Consider the following 20141-nt stretch of genomic DNA (forward strand, 5'->3'; position numbering starts at 1 on the left):
GGCGCCGCTATAATAGCCGGCTTTACCGCTTGCCCCGAGACTCACAATGCGCCGTTTGCTGTTCTGCCTGCTGCTTGGTTTCCTTCCCCTGCTGGTTCTCGCCAGTGAGGCGCCACGACCGAAAGTCGGCCTGGTGCTGTCCGGCGGTGCTGCGCGCGGGCTGGCGCACATCGGCGTGCTCAAGGCGCTGGAGGAACAAGGCATCAGGATCGATGCGATTGCTGGCACCAGCATGGGCGCGGTGGTCGGTGGGCTGTACGCCTCGGGCTACAAGGTCGATGAACTGGAAAAGCTCGCCCTGAGCATCGACTGGCAAGCGGCGCTGTCCGACGCGCCGCCGCGTGAGGACGTGCCATTTCGACGCAAGCAGGACGACCGCGACTTTCTGGTGAAGCAGAAACTGAGCTTTCGCGACGACGGCAGCCTCGGCCTGCCATTGGGGGTGATTCAGGGCCAGAATCTCGCGCTGCTGCTGGAAAGCCTGTTGGCCCACACCAGCGACACCCGCGACTTCGACAAACTGCCGATCCCGTTTCGCGCCGTGACCACCGACATCGCCAATGGCGAAAAAGTGGTGTTCCGCAAAGGCCACCTGCCGCAAGTGATCCGCGCGAGCATGTCCATCCCCGCAGTGTTCGCCCCGGTCGAGCTTGATGGCCGGTTGTTGGTGGACGGCGGCATGACCGACAACATCCCGCTGGATGTCGCGCGGGAAATGGGCGTCGACATCGCCATCGTCGTCGATATCGGCACACCGCTGCGCAACCGCAAGCAGTTGACTACCGTGGTGGACGTGCTCAATCAGTCGATCACCCTGATGACCCGGCGCAACTCCGAAGAACAACTGGCGACGCTGCACGCCAATGACGTATTGATCCAGCCTGCGCTGGCCGCGTTCGGCGTGACCGATTTCGGCAAGGCTCAAGAGATGATCGACGCCGGTTATCGCGCCACGCGAATCCTCGATGCGCGGCTGGCGCAACTCAAGCCGACGGAAACCCAGGACGCGGAACTGAACGCCGCCCGCCAGCCGGGACAGCGCACGCCGATCATTACCGCGATCCGCGTCGAAAACGATTCGAAGGTCGACGATGACGTGATTCGCTATTACATCCGCCAGCCGATCGGCGCGCCGCTGGACCTGGGCCGCCTGCATTCGGACATGGGCACGCTGTACGGCCTCGATTACTTCGATCAAGTGCGTTACCGCGTCGTGCACAAAGGCCAGGATCACACCCTGGTCATCAGCGCCAGCGGCAAACGCAGCGGCACCGATTATCTGCGGGTCGGCCTCAATCTGTCGGACGACATGCGCGGCGACAGTGCTTTCAACCTTGGTGCGAGCTATCGCGTCAACGGCATCAACCGCCTCGGCGCGGAATGGCTGACCCGCGCGCAGATCGGCGACAAGCAGGAGCTGTACAGCGAGTTCTATCAGCCGCTGGACGTCGGCTCGCGTTACTTCGTCGCGCCCTACGCCTCGTTCGAGGCGCAGAACGTTGACTCGGTGCTGGATAACGATCCGATCGCGCAGTATCGGGTCGAGCGCTACGGCTTCGGTCTCAATCTTGGGCGGCAGATCGGCAACAACGGTGAAGTGCGACTCGGCGTCGGCCAGGCCTGGGGCAAGGCTGACGTGCGCATCGGTGATCAGGATCTGCCGAGCGAGAGCTTCAACGAAGGTTTCTATACCGTGAAGTATTCCTACGACTCGCTGCACAACGTCTACTTTCCGCACGAGGGCAAGGACGTCAGCCTGACGTTTGCCCAGTTCGAACCGGGCCTGGGTTCAGACAATCGCTATCGCCAATGGGAACTGAATTTCGACAAGGCCATGAGCCATGGGCCCGACACGCTGATTCTCGGCGGGCGCTACGGGCGCACGCTGGACGACGCCAATGTGGTGACCTCAAGCTTCCTGCTCGGCGGCGCGCGGCAGTTGTCGGGGTTCCGTGAGGATGCGCTGTCCGGGCAGAACGTCAGCCTGATGCGCGCGGTGTACTACCGCCGCCTGACGCCGCGCTCGTACCTGCCGCTGGACTTCCCGCTGTACGCCGGCGCCTCGGTGGAACGCGGTCGGGCGTGGAACAACGACAATGAATTCGACAGCGGCTACATCAATGCCGCGAGTGTGTTTATCGGCTTCGACACGCCACTGGGGCCGTTGAACTTCACGTATGGGTTGAATGATGCGGATGAGCAGGCGGTTTATCTGAATCTGGGGCAGACGTTCTGACGCCTTCGCGAGCAGGCTCGCTCCCACAGGGAAAGCACATTCCATTGTGGGAGCGAGCCTGCTCGCGAAAGCGGTCTCGGATGAACATGAAATCCGTTGGCGCTCAGCGAATCCCCGCCAACAACGTCCTCGCGGTTTGCTTCAACGGCTCATCCCCTTCTCTGAGCAATTCATTGAGCAGCGCGATCGCACTGTCGATGTCGCCGTCGTCGATGCAGGTTTGTGCCTGTTCGAGCTTGCCGGCGGCCTCGGTGTCAGTGTCGGTGGACTCGGGTAATTGCAGATCAAGTGGTTCCAGCACCAGCGACAGCTCGGGATCGCCGAACTCGTTGAGAAAGTCGTCGTCGAGCGGCTGGGCGTCGGGTTCGGGGATCCATTCGAGTTCGGCTTCTTCGGCAGATGCAGCCTGTGGCAGTTCGAAATCGACAGGTAGCACCGACAGGCTGGTGCCCAGCTCTGGATCATCGATCGGCGGTGCGGCGGCGTCAGCGCGGCTGTCGTTCAGATCCCAATTTGAATCCATCGACAGCTCGCCCAGATTCAATTCGAAATCATCCTCGAGAGCGCTGGGCGACGCTGCAAGCGGCGCGGCTGCGGTCGCTGCCGAGGCCACGGGCAGTTCGGGCGCGATTGGCGTTGCTGCAAATGCCGCCGGTGCGGCGCCTGCCAGTTTTGGATGGCGAGCGCGGATTTCAATCAGTTCGCGGTCATCGACGCCAAGCGCACGCAGGCGGTTTTCCTGCTGTTCAAAAGCGCCGCTGTCACCTTGGCGCCCAAGAACCTCCAGCAACTGCAGACCGAGATCAGTGCGTTCAGGCTCCTTGTGCAAGGCATCGCGCAGCAGCCCGGCGGCTTCGCTGAGTCGACCGTAGGCCAGATAGATGCCCACGGCCTCCAGCACGTCGCCGGCACCGGGCTCGTCGCGATGATCAGCTGCCGCGTGCGCACCGACAGATTGTTGAAGCTCGGGCTCGTCGACGTCTTCTTCGGCGCTCTCAGGCAATAGCAGCGTCGACGTGCCATCTGCTGTCGAACGTTGCTTACGACGACGTATGAGCAACGCAGCCAGCACGCCCAGCAGCAATACCAGTCCGCCGAGCAGCGGCCAGTTCACGCCATCGCCTGCCGCCTCGACCGGGGCTGAAACTGCGGCCGGAGCCGGCGCGACCACGGGTGGTGGCGGCGGTTTCTGCACTTCGGCCAGACGGGTTTGCAACTCTTCGATCTGCTTCTTGCCGTCGGCTATTTGCACTTGCTGCTCTTGCAGCCTGAGGTTCTGTTCGTCGATGGTCTTTTGCAGTTGCTGGGTGAGCAGCACGCTGGCGGCCAGTTGCTCGGCCTGCGCATCGTTGGCAGGCTGCGCCGGCGTTGGCGGCACAGGCGCCGCAGCGCGTTTGCCCTGGGCAGCCTGGGGCGGGGCGGTAACCGGTTCGACGGTTGGAAATTCAGAGGATTGCGGACGCGGATCCGGCTCGTCGGTGGCGGGCACGATGCCCGGCGAACCCGGCGGGTCGATCAGCACCGTGTACTCGCGCAGCAGACGGCCGTTGGGCTGATCGAGCTGCACGAGGAAATTCAGGAAAGGTTCGTTGACCGGCTTGCCGGACGTCACCCGGATCACCTGCCGGCTGCCGCGCAGGATCGGGGTGAACTTGAGGTCATTGAGGAAAAACACCCGCTCGACGCCGGCCCGGCCGAATTCATCCGCCGAAGCCAGGCTGGCCGAGAGATCGTTTTGCGTCAACGTGCCGACATCGACCAGCGCGATGTCGGCCTTGAACGGCTGATTGAGGGCTGAGTAAACAGTGATTTCGCCCAACCCCAACGCCATCGACCAGGTCGAATAGCTGAATACGCCAGCGAGCAGCAGCCATTTGGCGCCCCCGCGCAGCACGTGCCGACTTGCGAGCATGAGCATCCCTTAAATAAGCAAAACCGGTTTCTATGCGTTCGCACATCCGGTACGAACACGATATTGCCCAGTAGTTCTTATAGTCGGCTCAGCGCGATCTCTCAAAAAATCGCCACCGGGATGTGCCTCAAGATTTTTCCAGGTTGGCCAGAATGTGCCCATGCACACGCATGCACACCTTCAAATCCGCCTCGTCGACACCCTCGAACAATTCGTGGCGCAGCTGCGTGGCAATGGTCTCGATCTGTTCGATCAGGGGCAGCGCAGGTGCGCAGAGCACGATTTTTTTCGCCCGACGGTCTTCCATCACTGACTGGCGTTGCACCAGTCCCTGGTTTTCCAGACTATCAAGCAAGCGCGCCAGGGTCGGGCCTTCGACGCCGACACTCTGCGCCAGTTCGCGTTGAGTCGGTGCCTCTTCAAAACGCGCCAGATGCAGCAGCACCAGCCAGCGCGCCTGCGACAGGCCCAGCCCGGCGAGACGACGATCCAGTTCGGCACGCCAGCCACGGGACATCTGGGCCAGTTGCATACCAAAGCGATGTTGATCGGTTAACGGCATAAAACACTCACGGTTAGACTGAAAATACGGAAAATCTAATTATTAGTCAGCTAAGCATGGGCGGCAGTTATAGGCAAGAGTCGCTCTGTACTGAATCGTTACAACTGCACGGGGCTTGGCGCATACGTCGTTTCACATCTCGAATTCAGACTGCAACGCCGCCCGCACGCAATACAGCACGCCTTCCGGCACACGCCCGGCAAACAGCTCAGCCACTTCAGCGACCGACGGCAACTCGCCCTCACCATCGAGGAACGCGTCCTGCACTTCGCCCATCAATTCCTCAGGCAAGTCCAGCGCCTGCTCCAGCGACAATTGCTGCTTGCCGATGGCTTCGGCGAGCATGGCGTAGACGTTCTTCTCCGAGCACTGCAACTGCCCGGCGATCTGCAGCGGGGTCATGCCGGCGCGGGCCAGGGTGATCAGCTCGTGACGGACATCGGCGACCACCTTCGGCGCCTCCGCCTCGCCGCCGAGTACTTCGAGGAAGGCTTCGCCGTAACGTTCCAGCTTGCGTGCGCCAACGCCGCTGACTCGGGCCATTTCCGCCAGCGAGGTGGGTTGGCTGCGGAGCATTTCCAATAGCGTCGAGTCAGGGAAGATGACATATGGCGGCACGCCGTGTTCTTCGGCGAGTTTGCGCCGCAGTGCGCGCAAGGCTTCCCACTGTTCGCGTTCCTCGCCGCGCACCAGCTGGCTGGCCTGGCTCTTGCTGCCGGTTTTGGCGGTGACTTGCGGTTTCAGGTCGCGGCGCAGTTCCAGTTTCACTTTGCCTTTGAGCAAAGGCCGGCAACTGTCATTCAAGCGCAGACCGCCATAACCCTCGTGGTCGACATCGGCCAACCCACGCGCCACCAGTTGGCGGAACAGCGAGCGCCACTCGCTCTCGCTCAACGCCTTGCCAACGCCAAACACCGACAAATGCTGATGGCCGAAGCTGCGCACCTTTTCGTTGTCCTTGCCCAGCAACACGTCGACCAGATGACCGACGCCATAGCGCTGGCCGGTGCGGAAAATCGCCGACAATGCCTGACGTGCAGGCTCGGTGGCGTCCCAGGTCTGCACGCCGTCGACACAGTTGTCGCAATGCCCGCACGGTTCGGGCATGTCTTCGTCGAAATAGGCCAGTAACGCCTGCCGGCGGCAGCGGGTCTCTTCGCACAGCGAGAGCATGGCGTCGAGCTTGTGCTGCTCCAGACGCTTGTGCCGCTCGTCGCCTTCGGAGTTCTGCAGCATCTGCTTGAGCATCACCACGTCTTGCAGACCGTAAGCCATCCACGCATCCGCCGGCAGCCCGTCACGGCCGCCGCGCCCGGTTTCCTGGTAATACGCCTCGAGAGATTTCGGCAGATCAAGGTGCGCGACGAAGCGTACGTTGGGCTTGTCGATGCCCATGCCGAACGCCACGGTGGCGACCATGATCAGGCCTTCCTCATTGAGGAAGCGCTTCTGGTGATAGGCGCGCAGATCATTGGGCAGACCGGCGTGATACGGCAGCGCCGGGAAGCCCTGCTCGCTGAGGAACGCCGCAACTTCTTCGACCTTCTTGCGCGACAGGCAATAAACGATGCCGGCATCGCTGCGCCGTTCGGCGAGGAACGCCAGCAACTGCTTGCGCGGCTGCTCCTTCGGGACGATGCGGTAAAAAATATTCGGGCGGTCGAAGCTCGACAGAAAGCGCTCGGCGTTCTGCAGGTGCAGGCGATCGACAATTTCTTCGCGGGTGCGCTTGTCGGCGGTCGCGGTGAGGGCAATGCGCGGAACGTTGGGGAACAGCTCGGCCAATTGACCCAGTTGCAGGTATTCGCGGCGAAAGTCGTGGCCCCATTGCGATACGCAATGCGCTTCGTCGATGGCGAACAAGGCGATTTCCAGGCTTTGCAGGAATGCCAGCATGCGCGGCTGCACCAAGCGCTCGGGCGCCAGATAGAGCATTTTCACTTCGCCGCGTTTGATTCGCAGAGCGAGATCGCGCTGCTGCTCGGCACTCAGTGTGGAGTTCAGCGCAGCGGCGGCCACGCCCAGTTCTTCGAGGGTGGCGACCTGATCGTCCATCAGCGCGATCAACGGCGACACGACCACCGCCAGACCTTCACGCAACAGCGCCGGCACCTGGAAGCACAACGACTTGCCGCCACCGGTAGGCATCAGCACCAGCGCATCACCGCCGCTGGCCACGCGCTCAATGATCGCACCCTGACGGCCACGGAAACTGTCGTAGCCGAAGATGTCCTTGAGGACGCGTTGAGCCTGTTCGAGCATAAAAACTCCAAAAATCTACCGATACATCCCTGCTCAGGCTGGTTCAGAGCAGCTTCGGCTGCTTAAACAAAACGTAAGAACACATTGCATGACCAGCGCAGCGCCGGCAGGGATCGCAAAACGCGGCAGTATACCCGAGGCCTTCGCCGCAGAGGGTGCCGCTGAGAAGACACCTGATAAACCTGCCACACACAAAACCCTGTGGGAGCGAGCCTGCTCGCGAAAGCGACCTGTCAGTCGATGCAAAAGTGCCTGATACACCGCCTTCGCGAGCAGGCTCGCTCCCACAGGGTTATTCATCTTTCCAGTGAGGCCGGTAATTCGGGCAAATCTGCCAAGCGGCTGGCTAGAGCGCGCAAGAAGGCCTAGAATTCCCGCATTGTTTATTCCCCAAGGTAGCCCCGTAATGTCCTTCGCTGAGCAACTGACCCGCCTGCAAGTCTTCCTCGACGCCGACGAGCTGCACGACGAGGCGCTGGATTACGTCGCCGCCCACGGTTACCTGACCGCGCTGTCGATCTGCTCCGAAGACGTTCCGGAGCGCGAGTGGATCGACGCGCTGTTCGCCGAAGAGCCGCATTACACCGACGAAGCCCAGCGTGCCGAAATCGAAGCCACGCTGATCGGCCTTAAGGCGCACATCGCTCGCCAACTGGCCTCGGATGAAGAATTCGAATTGCCGTGCGAACTGGATCTGGGCGAAGAGCCGGACGACTCCGAACTGCGCGGCTGGTGCATCGGTTTCATGGAGGGCGTGTTCCTGCGCGAAGCGGCCTGGTTCGAAACCGCCGAAGAAGAAGTCAGCGAAATGCTCCTGCCGATCATGGTCGGTTCCGGCCTGTTCGACGAGCAGCCTGAGTTCGAAGACATCGCCAAGGACGCCAACCTGATGGACGACATGATCGTTCAGATCCCGGAAGCCCTGACTGCGCTGTACCTGCTGTGCCAGGCCCCCGACGAAAAACCGGCGATCCTCAAGCCTCGTCACCACTAAGACCCGGCCTATGGACAACCCCATAGGCAACCGCCCCCTGATGTTGCGCTACGTCCTGCTGGCCATCGGCTGGCTCAGCGTGGCATTGGGGGTGATCGGCATCTTCCTGCCGGTCCTGCCCACCACCCCCTTCCTCCTGCTCGCCGCGGCCTGCTTCGCGCGCAGCTCTCCGCGCTTCTATCGCTGGCTGGTCGAACACCCGCGCCTCGGGCCATGGATTCGCGACTACCTCGAAGGCAACGGCATCCCGCTCAAAGGCAAGGTCTACGCGATCGGCCTGATGTGGGTGAGCATTCTGTTCTCATGTTATCTGGTGCCGCTGGTTTGGGCGCGTGGGTTCATGCTGACCAGTGCGGTGCTGGTGACGATTTATATTTTGCGGCAGAAAACCTTAAAAAAAGGCTGATTACCACGCCGCTGCCTGCTCAACCGTTCGTCCGATATCTACGCATACCTGTCAGAGTTGACAGGTGCGCGATTTACCGGCCCATGATTAATTCTTCCGTATCGGCGCTGACAGCCCAGGTAAGCGCCCCGTGTGGAAGGCGAAAATTCATGAACAGCTCGCAATACCTGATATTTCCTCCTGCGCCGCGTTCCCGTGTCAGTGTGCTGGCCATCTATCCGCCGGAACCACGCCTGCACAAGCTGCAAGCTGACAAAAGCTATGGTATCAACATCGCCATGGTTACTCAGGACATTAACGGATTGGGCTTCCGTCTCCCGGAATATCTGTCTCAAGGCATTGGTGACCATATCAAAGTCTTCATCGATGAACCCGATGTCACTAACCCTTTGTCCGTGATTGATTTCATCCTTACGGAGGAGGATTTTGAGGCCGATGGAAAGATTCCTAAAACCGTATTTTTTTACATTTCAGCTGAAATCCTCGAGGAGAAATTCCTGCCGTTTACAGACGTCAGGCTGGATTGCTGGATGATAGTCACAAGACAGAGCGGCAACCCATCGGAATCGCCACACGCACAGCTCTGGTTCAAATACCCCGCACCCGGCGAGGCGGACACTGATGGTGGAAAGTCCCTCAATCAGGGCCTCAAGCTGCCGCTCGCATCGGAAAGCATCGTCGATCAGAACGTCATCAAAGAGGGCATGGAAGTCACGGTCAAGCATTACTTCAATCAGCAGATCGGCGATACGGTCGTGCTGAAATGTGGTTCGCTGCGGCTGGACTTCGTCGTGACTGACGCCTCGGCCGACATCGTTTTCAAGCTGACGTCTGACTTACTTGGCAAATTGCAACAAACCAGCAATCTGGTGGTGCGCTGGAGCGTTTATGACGTTGTCGAGAACTCCAGTGGTTTTTCGGAACCGCTCATTCTGCCGTTCAAGCCAGGAATAACTTTGTTGGCCGCGCCGATTTTCGAGCAGTCCGATGGCGACGACGTTCTACACCATGATTGGCTTGCAGGCGGCCCGACGAACATTCTCCTGACGGGCAGTTTTGCGATCAACGATGTGATCGCCCTGACACTGGAAGGATTCACCCGAAACAACGTGCCAGTCACTCATACCTATTCTTTAACGGTGACCGTCGCCAGCAAGACACTGTACTTTCCAGTCGAAAACTTCCGCATTCAAAATGTGATAGGTGGAAGTTTACGGGCAACCTATATCCTGACCAGAGCAGGTCAGCCCAAGCTCTCCAAACCTGCTGACGTAACCGTTGCGGGTAAATCGTTGCCACTGGGAGCGCCGGAGGTCACCCCACTGGTGGAAGGCGAACTGGCGGTCGATACTGCCAAAGCCCTAATAAATGTCGCCAGCTTCTGGCCCTTGAAACAAGGGGCAGAGGTCAAGCTGCACTGGCAGACCACAGACATCAATGGCAAGTTGGTACAGTTCACTTGGGGACAGCTGGTAACCGATCCTTCAAAGCCCATCGTTTTCGAGGCCGAGAACGAGTACATCAAGCCCTACGCCAGCGCGAGACTGGCCGTGCAGGCCACCATCACCAATCCCGGCGAAAGTGAAGTCTTTTCCGATATCGCTCAGTTGAAGATCGGCGATCCCAAGGAGCTTGTCCTCACGCCGCCTTCACTGGTATCACCTTTCACTAATCCGCTTGATCCATTGGCGGAGCTGCCGAGCATGCTGGTGGAATATCTCGATGCCAAGACCGAGAAGGTCCGCCTGGTGTGCACACCACTGCCCTTGGGATTTGATCGCTTCCCGCTGGTAGACCTGGATTCGGCCAAACAAGCCACCTTTCTCCTGAACAGAAAGTTGATAACGGCGCTTCACGGCGAAACCGTGGGTTTCAAATTCAACCTGAATCAGGACGGCAAGAAAATCGGATCATCTCCGGAAACAGAGATTTCTTTCAAACTGATCGCTGATCAGGATCCCAGGTTTCCGCGACCGCGAATCATTGGCATTGACAACGCAATACTGGACGTAAAAAAACTGACCAGCGCAGACAAATTGGCGGTCAACCTCTGGCACGGACAACGACCGGGCCAGAGCATGACACTGGTGCTGATCGGCATCGACAGCACAAACAACCCTGTCCGCCACGTCATCATCAACGCGGAGGCGAGCGTCACCAGCGCCGGGCTGATACGGGAACTGTCAACGCCGACGCTGGAAGTGTTGAGAAATCTCAAAAGCGGCAGTACGGCGACATTGATATTTTCCGTGCGCCTGGGGTTGCGCGGCAAACCGGTGGAATTTCCTCACCAGACGTACCAAATCGAATCTCTGGTTGAACTGCAACCGGTCATTACATTGGTCAAGGACTCGCAGAACCGGGAGATACCGCATAGCGACCTTACGGTTGACCCCAATGTCACGGTTGAAGGGACTGCGAGTACAGAGCAGCAGGTTGAAGTGCTGGTGGATGGCAAGCCGGTGGAGACGTTGACCACAGACAAGGACGGCAAATTCTCAGTGCTACTGAAGGGGCTCGTTGTCGATGTACTGACAATCGTGCAGATTCGGGCGCTATATGGTGAAGGTCTGCTCTCTCCTTTGCGTTCGTTCACGCTGCGCAAAGCGCTGCAAATCAACAATAGCGCCATGGCCCTGCATGGACCGAGAGTTTATGCATGGCCCCACAGTGCGGACTTTCCAGGTAACACTCAAATCCGTGCTGCTGTCCCATCTACCGGCGTTCCCCCGATCACTTACAGAAGCAGTAATTCGAACGTGGCCCATGTTGACGGCAACGGGAAAGTCACCGGTATGCGTAACGGCAATACCTACATCACGGTGCAAGACCGATTCAGCTCATTTTCATACAACGTTGATGTTCGGAATGTCTACCAGCTGCACGTGTCTGGGTATGCAATGAACCATTACCAGGCAGTAAACTGGATGAACAGTGTTTATGGTTCAGTTCCTTTAAACAATTATTTTAATAGCATGTACGCTGTCTATGGCAAAGACCATAACTGGCCGCTAGCTTCAGGCTGGATAACATGGATGTGCACCGGCGCTGCATGTGGGCACAATCAGGGGGGTTACTACGTTTGGCGAGGCGGCGGATATCTCTGCCGTAACGACTTGAGCATCGGATATTGGGCATGGTGCCTCAGACCTTATTGACAACTGTGCCGTGCCATTGCTGCTGAGCAGCAGATCATGCTCGGGAAGTTGGCGGTGAATCGGATTCTGGATAATTTGGGCTGTCGGCGTGAGCTTGTGTCAAACACCGGCTGATTGTCCGGTGCCATCTCTGGCCCCTTTTCGAGCAGGCTCGCTCCCACATTGAAATGCATTCCACCGTGGGAGCGAGCCTGCTCGCGAAGACTGACGTGTGAGCAATGCAGTACCATCAGGCAGAAAAAAACCGCCGTCCCTATGAGCTGGACGGCGGTTTTTTTGTTTCAGACGGCGCTTACACCGTATCCACCTTCAAGGAATGATCATTAAGCATCCCGCTGATGATCGTCGCCGTGTCATGCCCCCCAGCCACCATGCCGCCCGCCCCCGGTGTCACGCCGTAATGGCTGGCGAGGTTGACGCCAGCCAGGTCGATGGTCTGGTTCGGCGTACCGCCGGCCATGGCGCTGACGTCGATGCTGGTCATCACCGAGGCGCCGCTGCCGCTGACGGTGAAGTGCAGATAGTCGTCCAGCGACGCGGTGCTGGCGTTTTCGCCTTGCAGCAGTTGCGACAGGTCGAGCTTGTCGGTGCCGGGGGTGAAGTCGGTGATCAGGTCGTGACCGCTGTTGCCCTTGAGCCATTGGAAGGTGTCAGCCCCTGCCCCGCCTGTCAGCGTATTGTTGCCCATGCCACCGATCAGCAAGTCATCGCCAGCGCCGCCATTGAGGAAGTCGTTGCCGAGGCCGCCGTTGATCACGTTGTTGTTGCCGTCGCCGGTGAGGCTGTCGTTGAAGTTCGAGCCGATCAGGTTTTCGATACCGGTCAAGGTGTCAGTACCGGCGCCGAGGGTGTTCTGCGCACCGAGCAGGCCGAGATTGACGGTGACGGCGGCTGTCGCGTGGGCGTAGCTGGCGGTGTCGCTGCCAGTGCCGCCGTCGAGCAGGTCATTGCCGGCACCGCTGTAGAGCAAATCGTTGCCAGCGTCGCCGTGCATTTCGTTATTGCCGGAGCCGGCGCTGAGCACGTCGTTGCCGTCGCCGGCATTGATCACGTTGTTGCCGCTGCCCGCTACCAACACATCGTCGCCCGCAGTGCCGGTCAGGGTGTGGCCGTCCTGATAGCTGATGCTGATGTTGGCCGTGTCGCTGCCGCCGTGGTTGTCGTTGGCGGTGTAGGTGCCGTGGTAGTCCGGCGTGATGTCGTGGGCCCCCGCATAATTGAGGGTCATGGTCAGTTGGTAGTTTTCCGCCGCGTTCGGGTTGCCGCCACCATTACCAATGTTGGTGATGTGGATCTGGTAGACGCCGTCAGCCGAGGCGCTGAGGGTCTGGCCGTCCGCCAGCGCCATCCAGGCACCGCCGTTGAGCGAATACTCCATGCTGATCTTCCCGGCACCCAGATTGTGATCCAGATTGAGGGTTTCGCCCTGACGTAGATTGACGGTAATGCGGTCTTCATCGTTGGCATTGCTGTTGCTCACCATGCCCAGATAACCGCTGACCACCAGCACGGCGGTCATGGTCGCGGCATTGGCGCTGAAGGCGCTGCGCACATTGGCCAGGTTCTGGTTGGCCGCATTATTGTTCTGCCCAGTGAAACCAATCAGGCCGGTACCGGTGAAGTCCGCCGCTTTCGAAACCCAACCGGTGTTGAAGCTGGTTGGCGTGGCGTTGAGGGTGTCGCCGTTCGGATCGCTGTCATTGGCCAGCAGCAGCTCACCCGGCACCACGATGTTGCCCGAGAGCACGTTGGTGATGACGTGATCGTCCATCGCCACTGGCGGCGCGTTGGGGATCACTTTCACCGTCAGGGTGGAGCTGGCCAGATCGCCGTCGTTGTCGCTGACGGTGAAGCCGATGTTTTCGGTGATGACCACGGCGGTGGTTTTCTGCGAGGTGTAGCTGTATTCGCCGGTATCGAGGTTGACCACCAGCGTGCCGCTGTTGTTGGTGGCGATACTGACGGTGTTGTTGGCGGTATTGAAAGTGCCGTGGTTGGCGCCGCCGCTCGCAGTCAACGAACCCTGGCCACTGAGGGCTTTCGGATCGTAGGTGTAGGTCGTGCCGTCGACCACGATGGACTTGATGAAACCGCCATCGGCACCGAACGAGCCGCCCTCGCCCAGCAGCGAACCGGTGACCGGCGCGCCCTGCACAGTGCCGGAGAGCACCGAGTTGAGCTGGTTGAGATCGGTGACCACCACCGCATTGGTATTGGTGTGGTTGATGCCGTCGTAGGCCAGCGGATCGAGGTTGGCGTTGCTCACGCCACTGCCCAGACCGATTGCATAGTTCTTGATGTTGTTAGCGTCGAGGAAGTTTTTCAACGCGGCCTCGTCAGCCGTGCCGATGTCGCCCTCGTTGGGCTTGCCGTCGGAGAAGAAGTAGCCGACGTTCTGTGCCCCGGTGAGTTTGCCGGAGGTGTCGAACGCGGTCTGCATCACCGCCACGGCGGCATCGTAGTTGGTGCCGCCGCCGGCGTTGAGGCCGGCGAGCAATGTCTTGGCAGTAGCGACATCGACCCACACCGTGGTGCGGTCGGCGGCATTGCTGCTGAACGTCACCAACTGCACTTTCACATCGCCCAGATCATCGTACTTGTCGAGCAAGGCGCCAATGGCCTGCTTGGCCAGCGCCAGCCGCGACAGGCCCGGCACGCCAGAGGGATCGGCCATGCTGCCGGAGATGTCGAGGACGATGAGAATGTTGGAATCGATCTCCACTGCGGTAACCGAGCGATCCGAGGCAACGGCTTTCGGTATGTCGTCGACGATGTTGACCACGAGGGTGCTGGTGGTGCTGTTGCCCAGCGCATCGGTGGCTTTGTAGGTGAACGTTTCGCTGAGGGTGTTCGGCCCGTCGTTGGCGTTCGGCGCGGTTTTCGGTGCCGACGTCAGCGTGTAGGTGTAGGTGCCGTCGGCGTTGAGCTGCAGTTGCCCGTAGCTGCCGGTGGCGTTGCCGACCAGGGTGTACGTGATCGCGCCGCTGCCGCCACTGACCGAACCGACCAGCGTGCCGCTGGCGGTTTCGCCGGTGTTGCCCGGTTCGCTGCCGGTGACTGTGCCGGGGGCGAGATCCTGGCCATCCTTGCTCAGGTCGAGGGCTTTTTCGTAGACCGTGACATCCTGATCGACCGAGGCGACCAGTTTGCTGTCGGCGACGTTGATGGTCAGCGTTGTGGTGCTTTCGTCGCCATCGCTGTCACGGATGGTGTAGGTGAACGTGTCGGTCGCGCCCGGCGGGCTCACCGAGTTCGGGTTGCTGTGGTAAACCGCGTTGCCCGCCGCGTCGAGGGTCAGGTAGCCGTAGTTGCCGTTGATGTTGCTGTTGAGCCCGCCGCTGGCTGACGTCGCGGTGTTGCTGCCGGCGCGCACGCCGACCACCGTGGCGGCGCCGTCGGCACCGCTGAGGTCATTGCCGAGCACACTGACATTGACCGTGCCGCCCTCCGCTACCGAGCCGGTATCGGCGTTGGCAGTCGGCAGATCGTCGACGATGTTGACGTTGATCTGACCGCTGGCGGTACTGCCATCGGTATCAGTGGCGACCACGTCGAAGCTCTCGCTGAGGCTGTTGGCACCGTTGGCGTTCGGATGGGCTTCGTTGTCGACCAGGGTGTAGCTGTAACTGACCACGCCGGAGGCCGGATCGTAACCGGTGATGGTGAAGGTGCTGCCCAGTGGCGAGACCACCGATTGCGGCAAACCGGCGGCGACGCCATTGCTGATCACCGCAATGCCGCCGACCGTGAGGGTTTGCAGGCCATCAAGCGCAGTCACGGTGAAGCTGCCGCTCTGGGTCAGCGCCGAAGTGTTGGGGCTGCTGCCGTCGCTGAGGTTTTTCTCGTAGACGGTGATTTCGCCGCCCTTCACATCGAGGCCGTCGAGGCACACCGGATCGTCGTTGTTATGGATGTTCAGCACCAGGTTGGCGGTGCTGGTGTCGCCGTCCGCGTCGGTGATGGTGTAGGCGAAGGTTTCCGTGCCGTTGCCGCCGCCGTGGAGGTTTTTGAAGTCGGCGTCATTGGCGTCCAGCGTGTAGGTGTAAGTGCCGTTGGCGTTGAGCACCAGCGTGCCGTAAGTGCCAGTGAAAGTACCGGCGGTTACCGGGCCGCTGGCGACGCGGTCGGCGCCCTGCACATCGTTATCGAGGACGTTGCCGGTCAGGGTCAACTGGTCTTCGGTCGCGTTGGTCGCGTTGCTGTCATTCAGCGCTTTCGGCACGTCATCGACGATGCTCACGACGATTGTGCTGGTGACGACGTTGCCGAGAGAGTCGGTCGCCTGATAGGTGAAGGTCTCGCTCAGGCTGTTGGCGCCGTCGTCAGCGTGCGGCGTAGTGGTCGCTGGCGAAGTGAGCGTGTAGGTGTAAGTGCCATTGGCATTGAGAACGATCTGCCCGTAGTTGCCGGTGGCACTGCCAACCAACGCATAACTGATCGCGCCGACCGCACCGGTGACCGAGCCGACCAGGGTGCCGGAAGCGGTTTCGCCAGTGCTGTTCGGATCGCTGCCGACCACACTGCCCGCTGCCAGATCCTGGCCATCCTGGTTCAGGTCGAGGGCTTTTTCGTAGACGGTGACATCGGTGTCGCTGACCGCTTTCAGGCAGCTGTTGTAGACGTCGATGGTGATCGTCGTGGTGCTTTCGTCACCGTCGGCATCGCGCACGGTGTAGGTGAACACATCCACCGCGCCCGGGCCGTTCACCGTGTTCGGATTGCTGTGATAAACGGCGTTGCCGTTGGCATCAAGCGTGAGGTAGCCGTAGGTGCCGTTGATCTGCGAATTGAGCCCGCCGATGGCCGAAGTCGAGGTGTCAGCACCGGCGCGCACGCCAACCACTGCACCGGTGACCGCCGGGCCGTCAGCGCCACCGATATCGTTGTTGAGTACGTTACCGCTGACAGTACCGCCCTCCGCCACCGAAGCCGCGTCCGCATGCGCGGTCGGCAAATCGTCGACGATGTTGACGTTGATCTGGCCGCTGGCGGTGCTGCCATCGGTGTCAGTCGCCACCACGTCGAAGTTCTCGGTGAGGCTGTTGGCGCCGCTGGCAGTCGAGTGGGTTTCGTTGTCGGCCAGGGTGTAGCTGTAGCTGACCACGCCGGTCGCCGGATCATAACCGCTGATGGTCAAGGTGCTGCCCAGCGGGGTGACGATTGATTGCGGGAAGCCTGCGGCCACGCCATTGGTGATCACCGCGATGCCACCGACTGTGAGGGTCTGCAGACCATCGAGAGCGCTGACGGTGAAAGTGCCGTTCTGGGTCAGCGCCGGGGTGTTGGGGCTGGTGCCGTCGCTGAGATTTTTTTCGTAGACGGTGAGTTCGCCGCCGTTGACGTCGAGGCCATTGAGCAGCACCGGATCGTTGTTGTTGTGGATGTTCAATACGAGATTGGCAGTGCTGGTATCGCCGTCGGCATCGGTGATGGTGTAGGCGAACGTTTCGGTGCCGTTACCGCCGCCGGTCAAGGCTTTGAAATCGGCATCGCTGGTATTCAGCGTGTAGGTGTAAGTGCCGTTGGCGTTCAGAACCAAGGTGCCGTAAGTACCAGTGAATGTACCGGCCGTGACTGGACCGGTGGGTACGCGGTCGGCGCCTTGCACGTCGTTGGTCAGGACGTTGCCGGTCAGCGTCAGTTGGCTTTCTGAGGCAGTGCCGTTGCTGTCATCGTTGGCCTTTGGTACATCGTCGACGATGTTGACGTCGAGGGTGCCGGTGGCCGTCGTGCCGTTGTCATCAACGACCGTGACCGCGAACTGCTCAGGCAGATTGTTCGCGCCGTTGGCGTTCGGATGCGCTTCGTTATCAGCCAAGGTGTAGCTGTAACTGACCACGCCGGTTGCAGCGTTGAAACCAGTAATCGTCAGCGTGCTGCCCAGTGGCGTGGTGATTGACTGCGGGAAGCCTGCGGCAACGCCATTGGTCACCACGGCAATTCCACCAACAGTCAGCGTGGTGACGCCGTCCAGTGCGGTGATGGTGAACGTGCCGTTTTGTGTCAGCGCGGTGGCGTCCGGTGCGCTGCCGTCGCTGAGATTTTTCTCGTAGATCGTCAGCTCGCCACCGGCGACGTTCAGGCCATCGATGGTGACTGGATCGTCGTTGTTGTGGATCTGCAGAACGAGATTGGCAGTGCTGGAATCGCCGTCGGCATCAGTGATCGTGTAGGCGAAGGTTTCCGTGCCGTTACCGCCGCCGGTCAAGGCTTTGAAATCGGCATCGCTGGTATTCAGGGTGTAGGTGTAAGTGCCGTTGGCGTTCAGAACCAAGGTGCCGTAAGTACCAGTGAATGTACCGGCCGTGACTGGGCCTGTCGGTACGCGGTCGGCGCCTTGTATGTCGTTGGTGAGGACATTGCCGGTCAGGGTCAGCACGGTTTCCGAGGCAACGCCGTTGGCGTCGTCAAACGCTTTGGGCGCGTCGTCGGTGATGTTCACGTCGAGGGTGCCGGTGGCGGTGGTGCCGTTGTCATCAACGACCGTGACCGCGAATTGCTCAGGCAGATTGTTGGCGCCGTTGGCGTTCGGATGCGCTTCGTTATCAGCCAGGGTGTAGCTGTAACTGACCACGCCGGTTGCAGCGTTGAAACCAGTAATCGTCAGCGTGCTGCCCAGTGGCGTGGTGATCGATTGCGGGAAACCTGCGGCGACGCCGCTGGTCACCACGGCGATGCCACCGACTGTCAGCGTGGTCACGCCGTCCAGTGCGGTGATGGTGAAGGTGCCGTTTTGTGTCAGCGCGCCAGTGTCCGGGGCGCTGCCGTCGCTGAGGTTTTTTTCGTAGATCGTAAGCTCGCCACCGGCGACGTTCAGGCCATCGATGATTACAGGATCGTCGTTGTTATGGATCTGCAGAACCAGATTGGCAGTGCTGGAATCGCCGTCGGCATCAGTGATCGTGTAGGCGAAGGTTTCGGTTCCGTTGCCACCGCCGGTCAAGGCTTTGAAATCGGCATCGCTGGTATTGAGCGTGTAGGTGTAAGTGCCGTCGGCGTTCAGAATCAAGGTGCCGTAAGTACCGGTGAAAGTACCCGGCGTGACCGGTCCGGTAGGTACGCGGTCGGCACCTTGTATGTCGTTGGTGAGGACGATGCCGGTCAGGGTCAGCACGGTTTCCGAGGCAACGCCGTTGGCGTCGTCAAACGCTTTGGGCACATCGTCGGTGATATTCACGTCCAGCGTGCCAGTGGCGCTGTCGCCATTGCTGTCGGTGGCGATCACGGTGAACTGTTCGCCGAGATTATTCACGCCGTCGCCGGCCGCGTGGGTCTCGTTGCCGTTGAGGGTGTAGCTGTAGCTGACCGTGCCGGTCGCCGCGTTGTAACCGGTGATGGTCAGGGTGTTGCCCAGTTGCGTGGTGATCGACTGGGGAAAGCCGATCGGCACGCCGCCAACAATCACGTTGATGCCGCCGATGCTCAGGCTGTTCAAACCATCCGCTGCCGAGACCGTGAAGCTGCCACTTTGCGTCAGCGCGCCTGGATTGGCCGCTGTACCGTCAGGCAGATTGGCTTCATTGAGGTTCAGCTCGCCATCCGCCCCATTGAGGCCGTTGAGGATGACCGGGTTGTTCACTGGTGGCGGTGGCACCACGACCGGCGCTGGCGTGTCGTCGCCATTGTCGATGTCCGCGTCGCGACGATACTCGGGAAATTCGGGAATACCGTTGAAGCCAGCGGTGGGGAAACCAATGATCGGATCGACTCGGCCGCCAACTTCGGTGAGCAGAACGAAACTGTGCCCGCCGCCCAGTTCACCGGTATTGCCGGTGGGCGCGTTGGGGCCGGCCGCGGTGGCTTCGGCGGTTTTGCTCGGGTCTTCACCGGCGGCGATGGCTTGCTGGATCTGCTCGACATCGGTCAGTTGCGCCTGGCTTGGGGTCTGCGCTTCGTCGACGTTCACCGGGACAGCCTGGTCGGCCAGCAATTGCCCGGTCATGGTGATGCTGCTGCCCCGGCCGAGGGTCAATTCCTCGCCGTTTTGCAGTTTCACTGCCACCGCGCCTTCCGCGCCGGTGATCAGTTGATCGCCAGCGTACAAACGATCGCCTTCGAACAGCGGACGCTTGATGCCGTCGCTCGCCTGGGCGAACACCTGACCAATGACTTTTGTGACCGTACCAATGAGCGCTGCCATGTGAAATCCTCCGCTGCCGACCACCGTCGGCACTGGTTCGCGAAGCAGCCCATGGCTCAATCGGGTTGCCGGGGGCGACGCTCGCACCCTCGACAGTTCGTTTCGCAGGCCCGGTTTGAGGTGAATTGTCAGCGCGATCAAGCACTTGCCAACCCTGTTCAATCCATCGACCCACTAGCGCTACGTAACGGTGGTGAATCACCCGAGTGACAAAAATCTGTCGCTCATTCCCCGCTACGCGTCCCTCCCCTTCAGCAGTACTTCGCAGTGTCTCGCAAAGTGAATGGAACTTTCCTCAAGCCTTTTCGAGCTCCCTAAAGCGCATAAAACAAAGGCTTTCGAGCTGAACAATGTGCTGCTTTTGAAAAACCGCATAAGTTTTTTTTGGAATAAACCTTATGAAAATTTTTTCTTAGCTACGCTCTAGGATGTTCTTAGCTCTGTTGTTACAAGAGTGAAACGCTTACACCC

8 protein-coding genes are annotated in these 20141 nt (G+C 60.1%); 4 read left to right on the forward strand and 4 right to left on the reverse strand.

The window, feature by feature from the left end:
• Nucleotides 1-46: 46 nt before the first annotated feature.
• Nucleotides 47-2236: a patatin-like phospholipase family protein gene (locus tag JWU58_RS20295; RefSeq protein ID WP_206420864.1), complete on the forward strand. Its 2190-nt coding sequence runs from the start codon at nucleotides 47-49 to the stop codon at nucleotides 2234-2236.
• A 103-nt stretch (nucleotides 2237-2339) separates the two neighbouring features.
• On the opposite strand, the gene JWU58_RS20300 is transcribed toward JWU58_RS20295, so the two are convergent.
• The 3 genes from JWU58_RS20300 to recQ all read right to left on the reverse strand — a co-directional run bounded on the left by JWU58_RS20300 (nucleotide 2340) and on the right by recQ (nucleotide 6972).
• Nucleotides 2340-4148 (reverse strand): motility hub landmark protein FimV, encoded by a 1809-nt coding sequence (locus JWU58_RS20300; RefSeq protein WP_206420865.1) that lies wholly within the window; start codon nucleotides 4146-4148, stop codon nucleotides 2340-2342.
• A gap of 127 nt (nucleotides 4149-4275) precedes the next feature.
• Nucleotides 4276-4710 carry a MarR family transcriptional regulator gene (locus JWU58_RS20305; protein WP_016771142.1) on the reverse strand — a complete coding sequence of 145 codons (435 nt, stop codon included), beginning with the start codon at nucleotides 4708-4710 and terminating at the stop codon, nucleotides 4276-4278.
• Between the two features lie 132 nt (nucleotides 4711-4842).
• Nucleotides 4843-6972: a DNA helicase RecQ gene (gene recQ, locus JWU58_RS20310; RefSeq protein ID WP_123442881.1), complete on the reverse strand. Its 2130-nt coding sequence runs from the start codon at nucleotides 6970-6972 to the stop codon at nucleotides 4843-4845.
• A 406-nt stretch (nucleotides 6973-7378) separates the two neighbouring features.
• Here recQ and JWU58_RS20315 point away from each other — a divergent pair, with 406 nt between their 5' ends.
• From JWU58_RS20315 to JWU58_RS20325, 3 genes are all read left to right on the forward strand, one after another.
• Nucleotides 7379-7966, forward strand: coding sequence for a UPF0149 family protein (locus tag JWU58_RS20315; RefSeq protein WP_016771143.1), 588 nt, complete (start codon nucleotides 7379-7381; stop codon nucleotides 7964-7966).
• A gap of 10 nt (nucleotides 7967-7976) precedes the next feature.
• Nucleotides 7977-8372, forward strand: coding sequence for a YbaN family protein (locus tag JWU58_RS20320; protein ID WP_123442882.1), 396 nt, complete (start codon nucleotides 7977-7979; stop codon nucleotides 8370-8372).
• A 149-nt stretch (nucleotides 8373-8521) separates the two neighbouring features.
• Nucleotides 8522-11530, forward strand: a complete 3009-nt coding sequence (locus JWU58_RS20325; protein ID WP_206420866.1) for an Ig-like domain-containing protein — start codon at nucleotides 8522-8524, stop codon at nucleotides 11528-11530.
• A gap of 292 nt (nucleotides 11531-11822) precedes the next feature.
• On the opposite strand, the gene JWU58_RS20330 is transcribed toward JWU58_RS20325, so the two are convergent.
• Nucleotides 11823-19670, reverse strand: a complete 7848-nt coding sequence (locus JWU58_RS20330; protein WP_206420867.1) for a retention module-containing protein — start codon at nucleotides 19668-19670, stop codon at nucleotides 11823-11825.
• Nucleotides 19671-20141 lie beyond the last annotated feature (471 nt).

It is taken from the genome of Pseudomonas atacamensis (genome assembly GCF_017167965.1).
Classification (GTDB): Bacteria; Pseudomonadota; Gammaproteobacteria; order Pseudomonadales; family Pseudomonadaceae; genus Aquipseudomonas; species Aquipseudomonas atacamensis.

Bases quoted from the DNA above. Each gene is read 5' to 3' on its own strand.
- JWU58_RS20295 (WP_206420864.1), top strand. From the start codon at position 47: ATGCGCCGTTTGCTGTTCTGCCTGCTGCTTGGTTTCCTTCCCCTGCTG.
- JWU58_RS20300 (WP_206420865.1), bottom strand. From the start codon at position 4,148: ATGCTCGCAAGTCGGCACGTGCTGCGCGGGGGCGCCAAATGGCTGCTG.
- JWU58_RS20305 (WP_016771142.1), bottom strand. From the start codon at position 4,710: ATGCCGTTAACCGATCAACATCGCTTTGGTATGCAACTGGCCCAGATG.
- recQ (WP_123442881.1), bottom strand. From the start codon at position 6,972: ATGCTCGAACAGGCTCAACGCGTCCTCAAGGACATCTTCGGCTACGAC.
- JWU58_RS20315 (WP_016771143.1), top strand. From the start codon at position 7,379: ATGTCCTTCGCTGAGCAACTGACCCGCCTGCAAGTCTTCCTCGACGCC.
- JWU58_RS20320 (WP_123442882.1), top strand. From the start codon at position 7,977: ATGGACAACCCCATAGGCAACCGCCCCCTGATGTTGCGCTACGTCCTG.
- JWU58_RS20325 (WP_206420866.1), top strand. From the start codon at position 8,522: ATGAACAGCTCGCAATACCTGATATTTCCTCCTGCGCCGCGTTCCCGT.
- JWU58_RS20330 (WP_206420867.1), bottom strand. From the start codon at position 19,670: ATGGCAGCGCTCATTGGTACGGTCACAAAAGTCATTGGTCAGGTGTTC.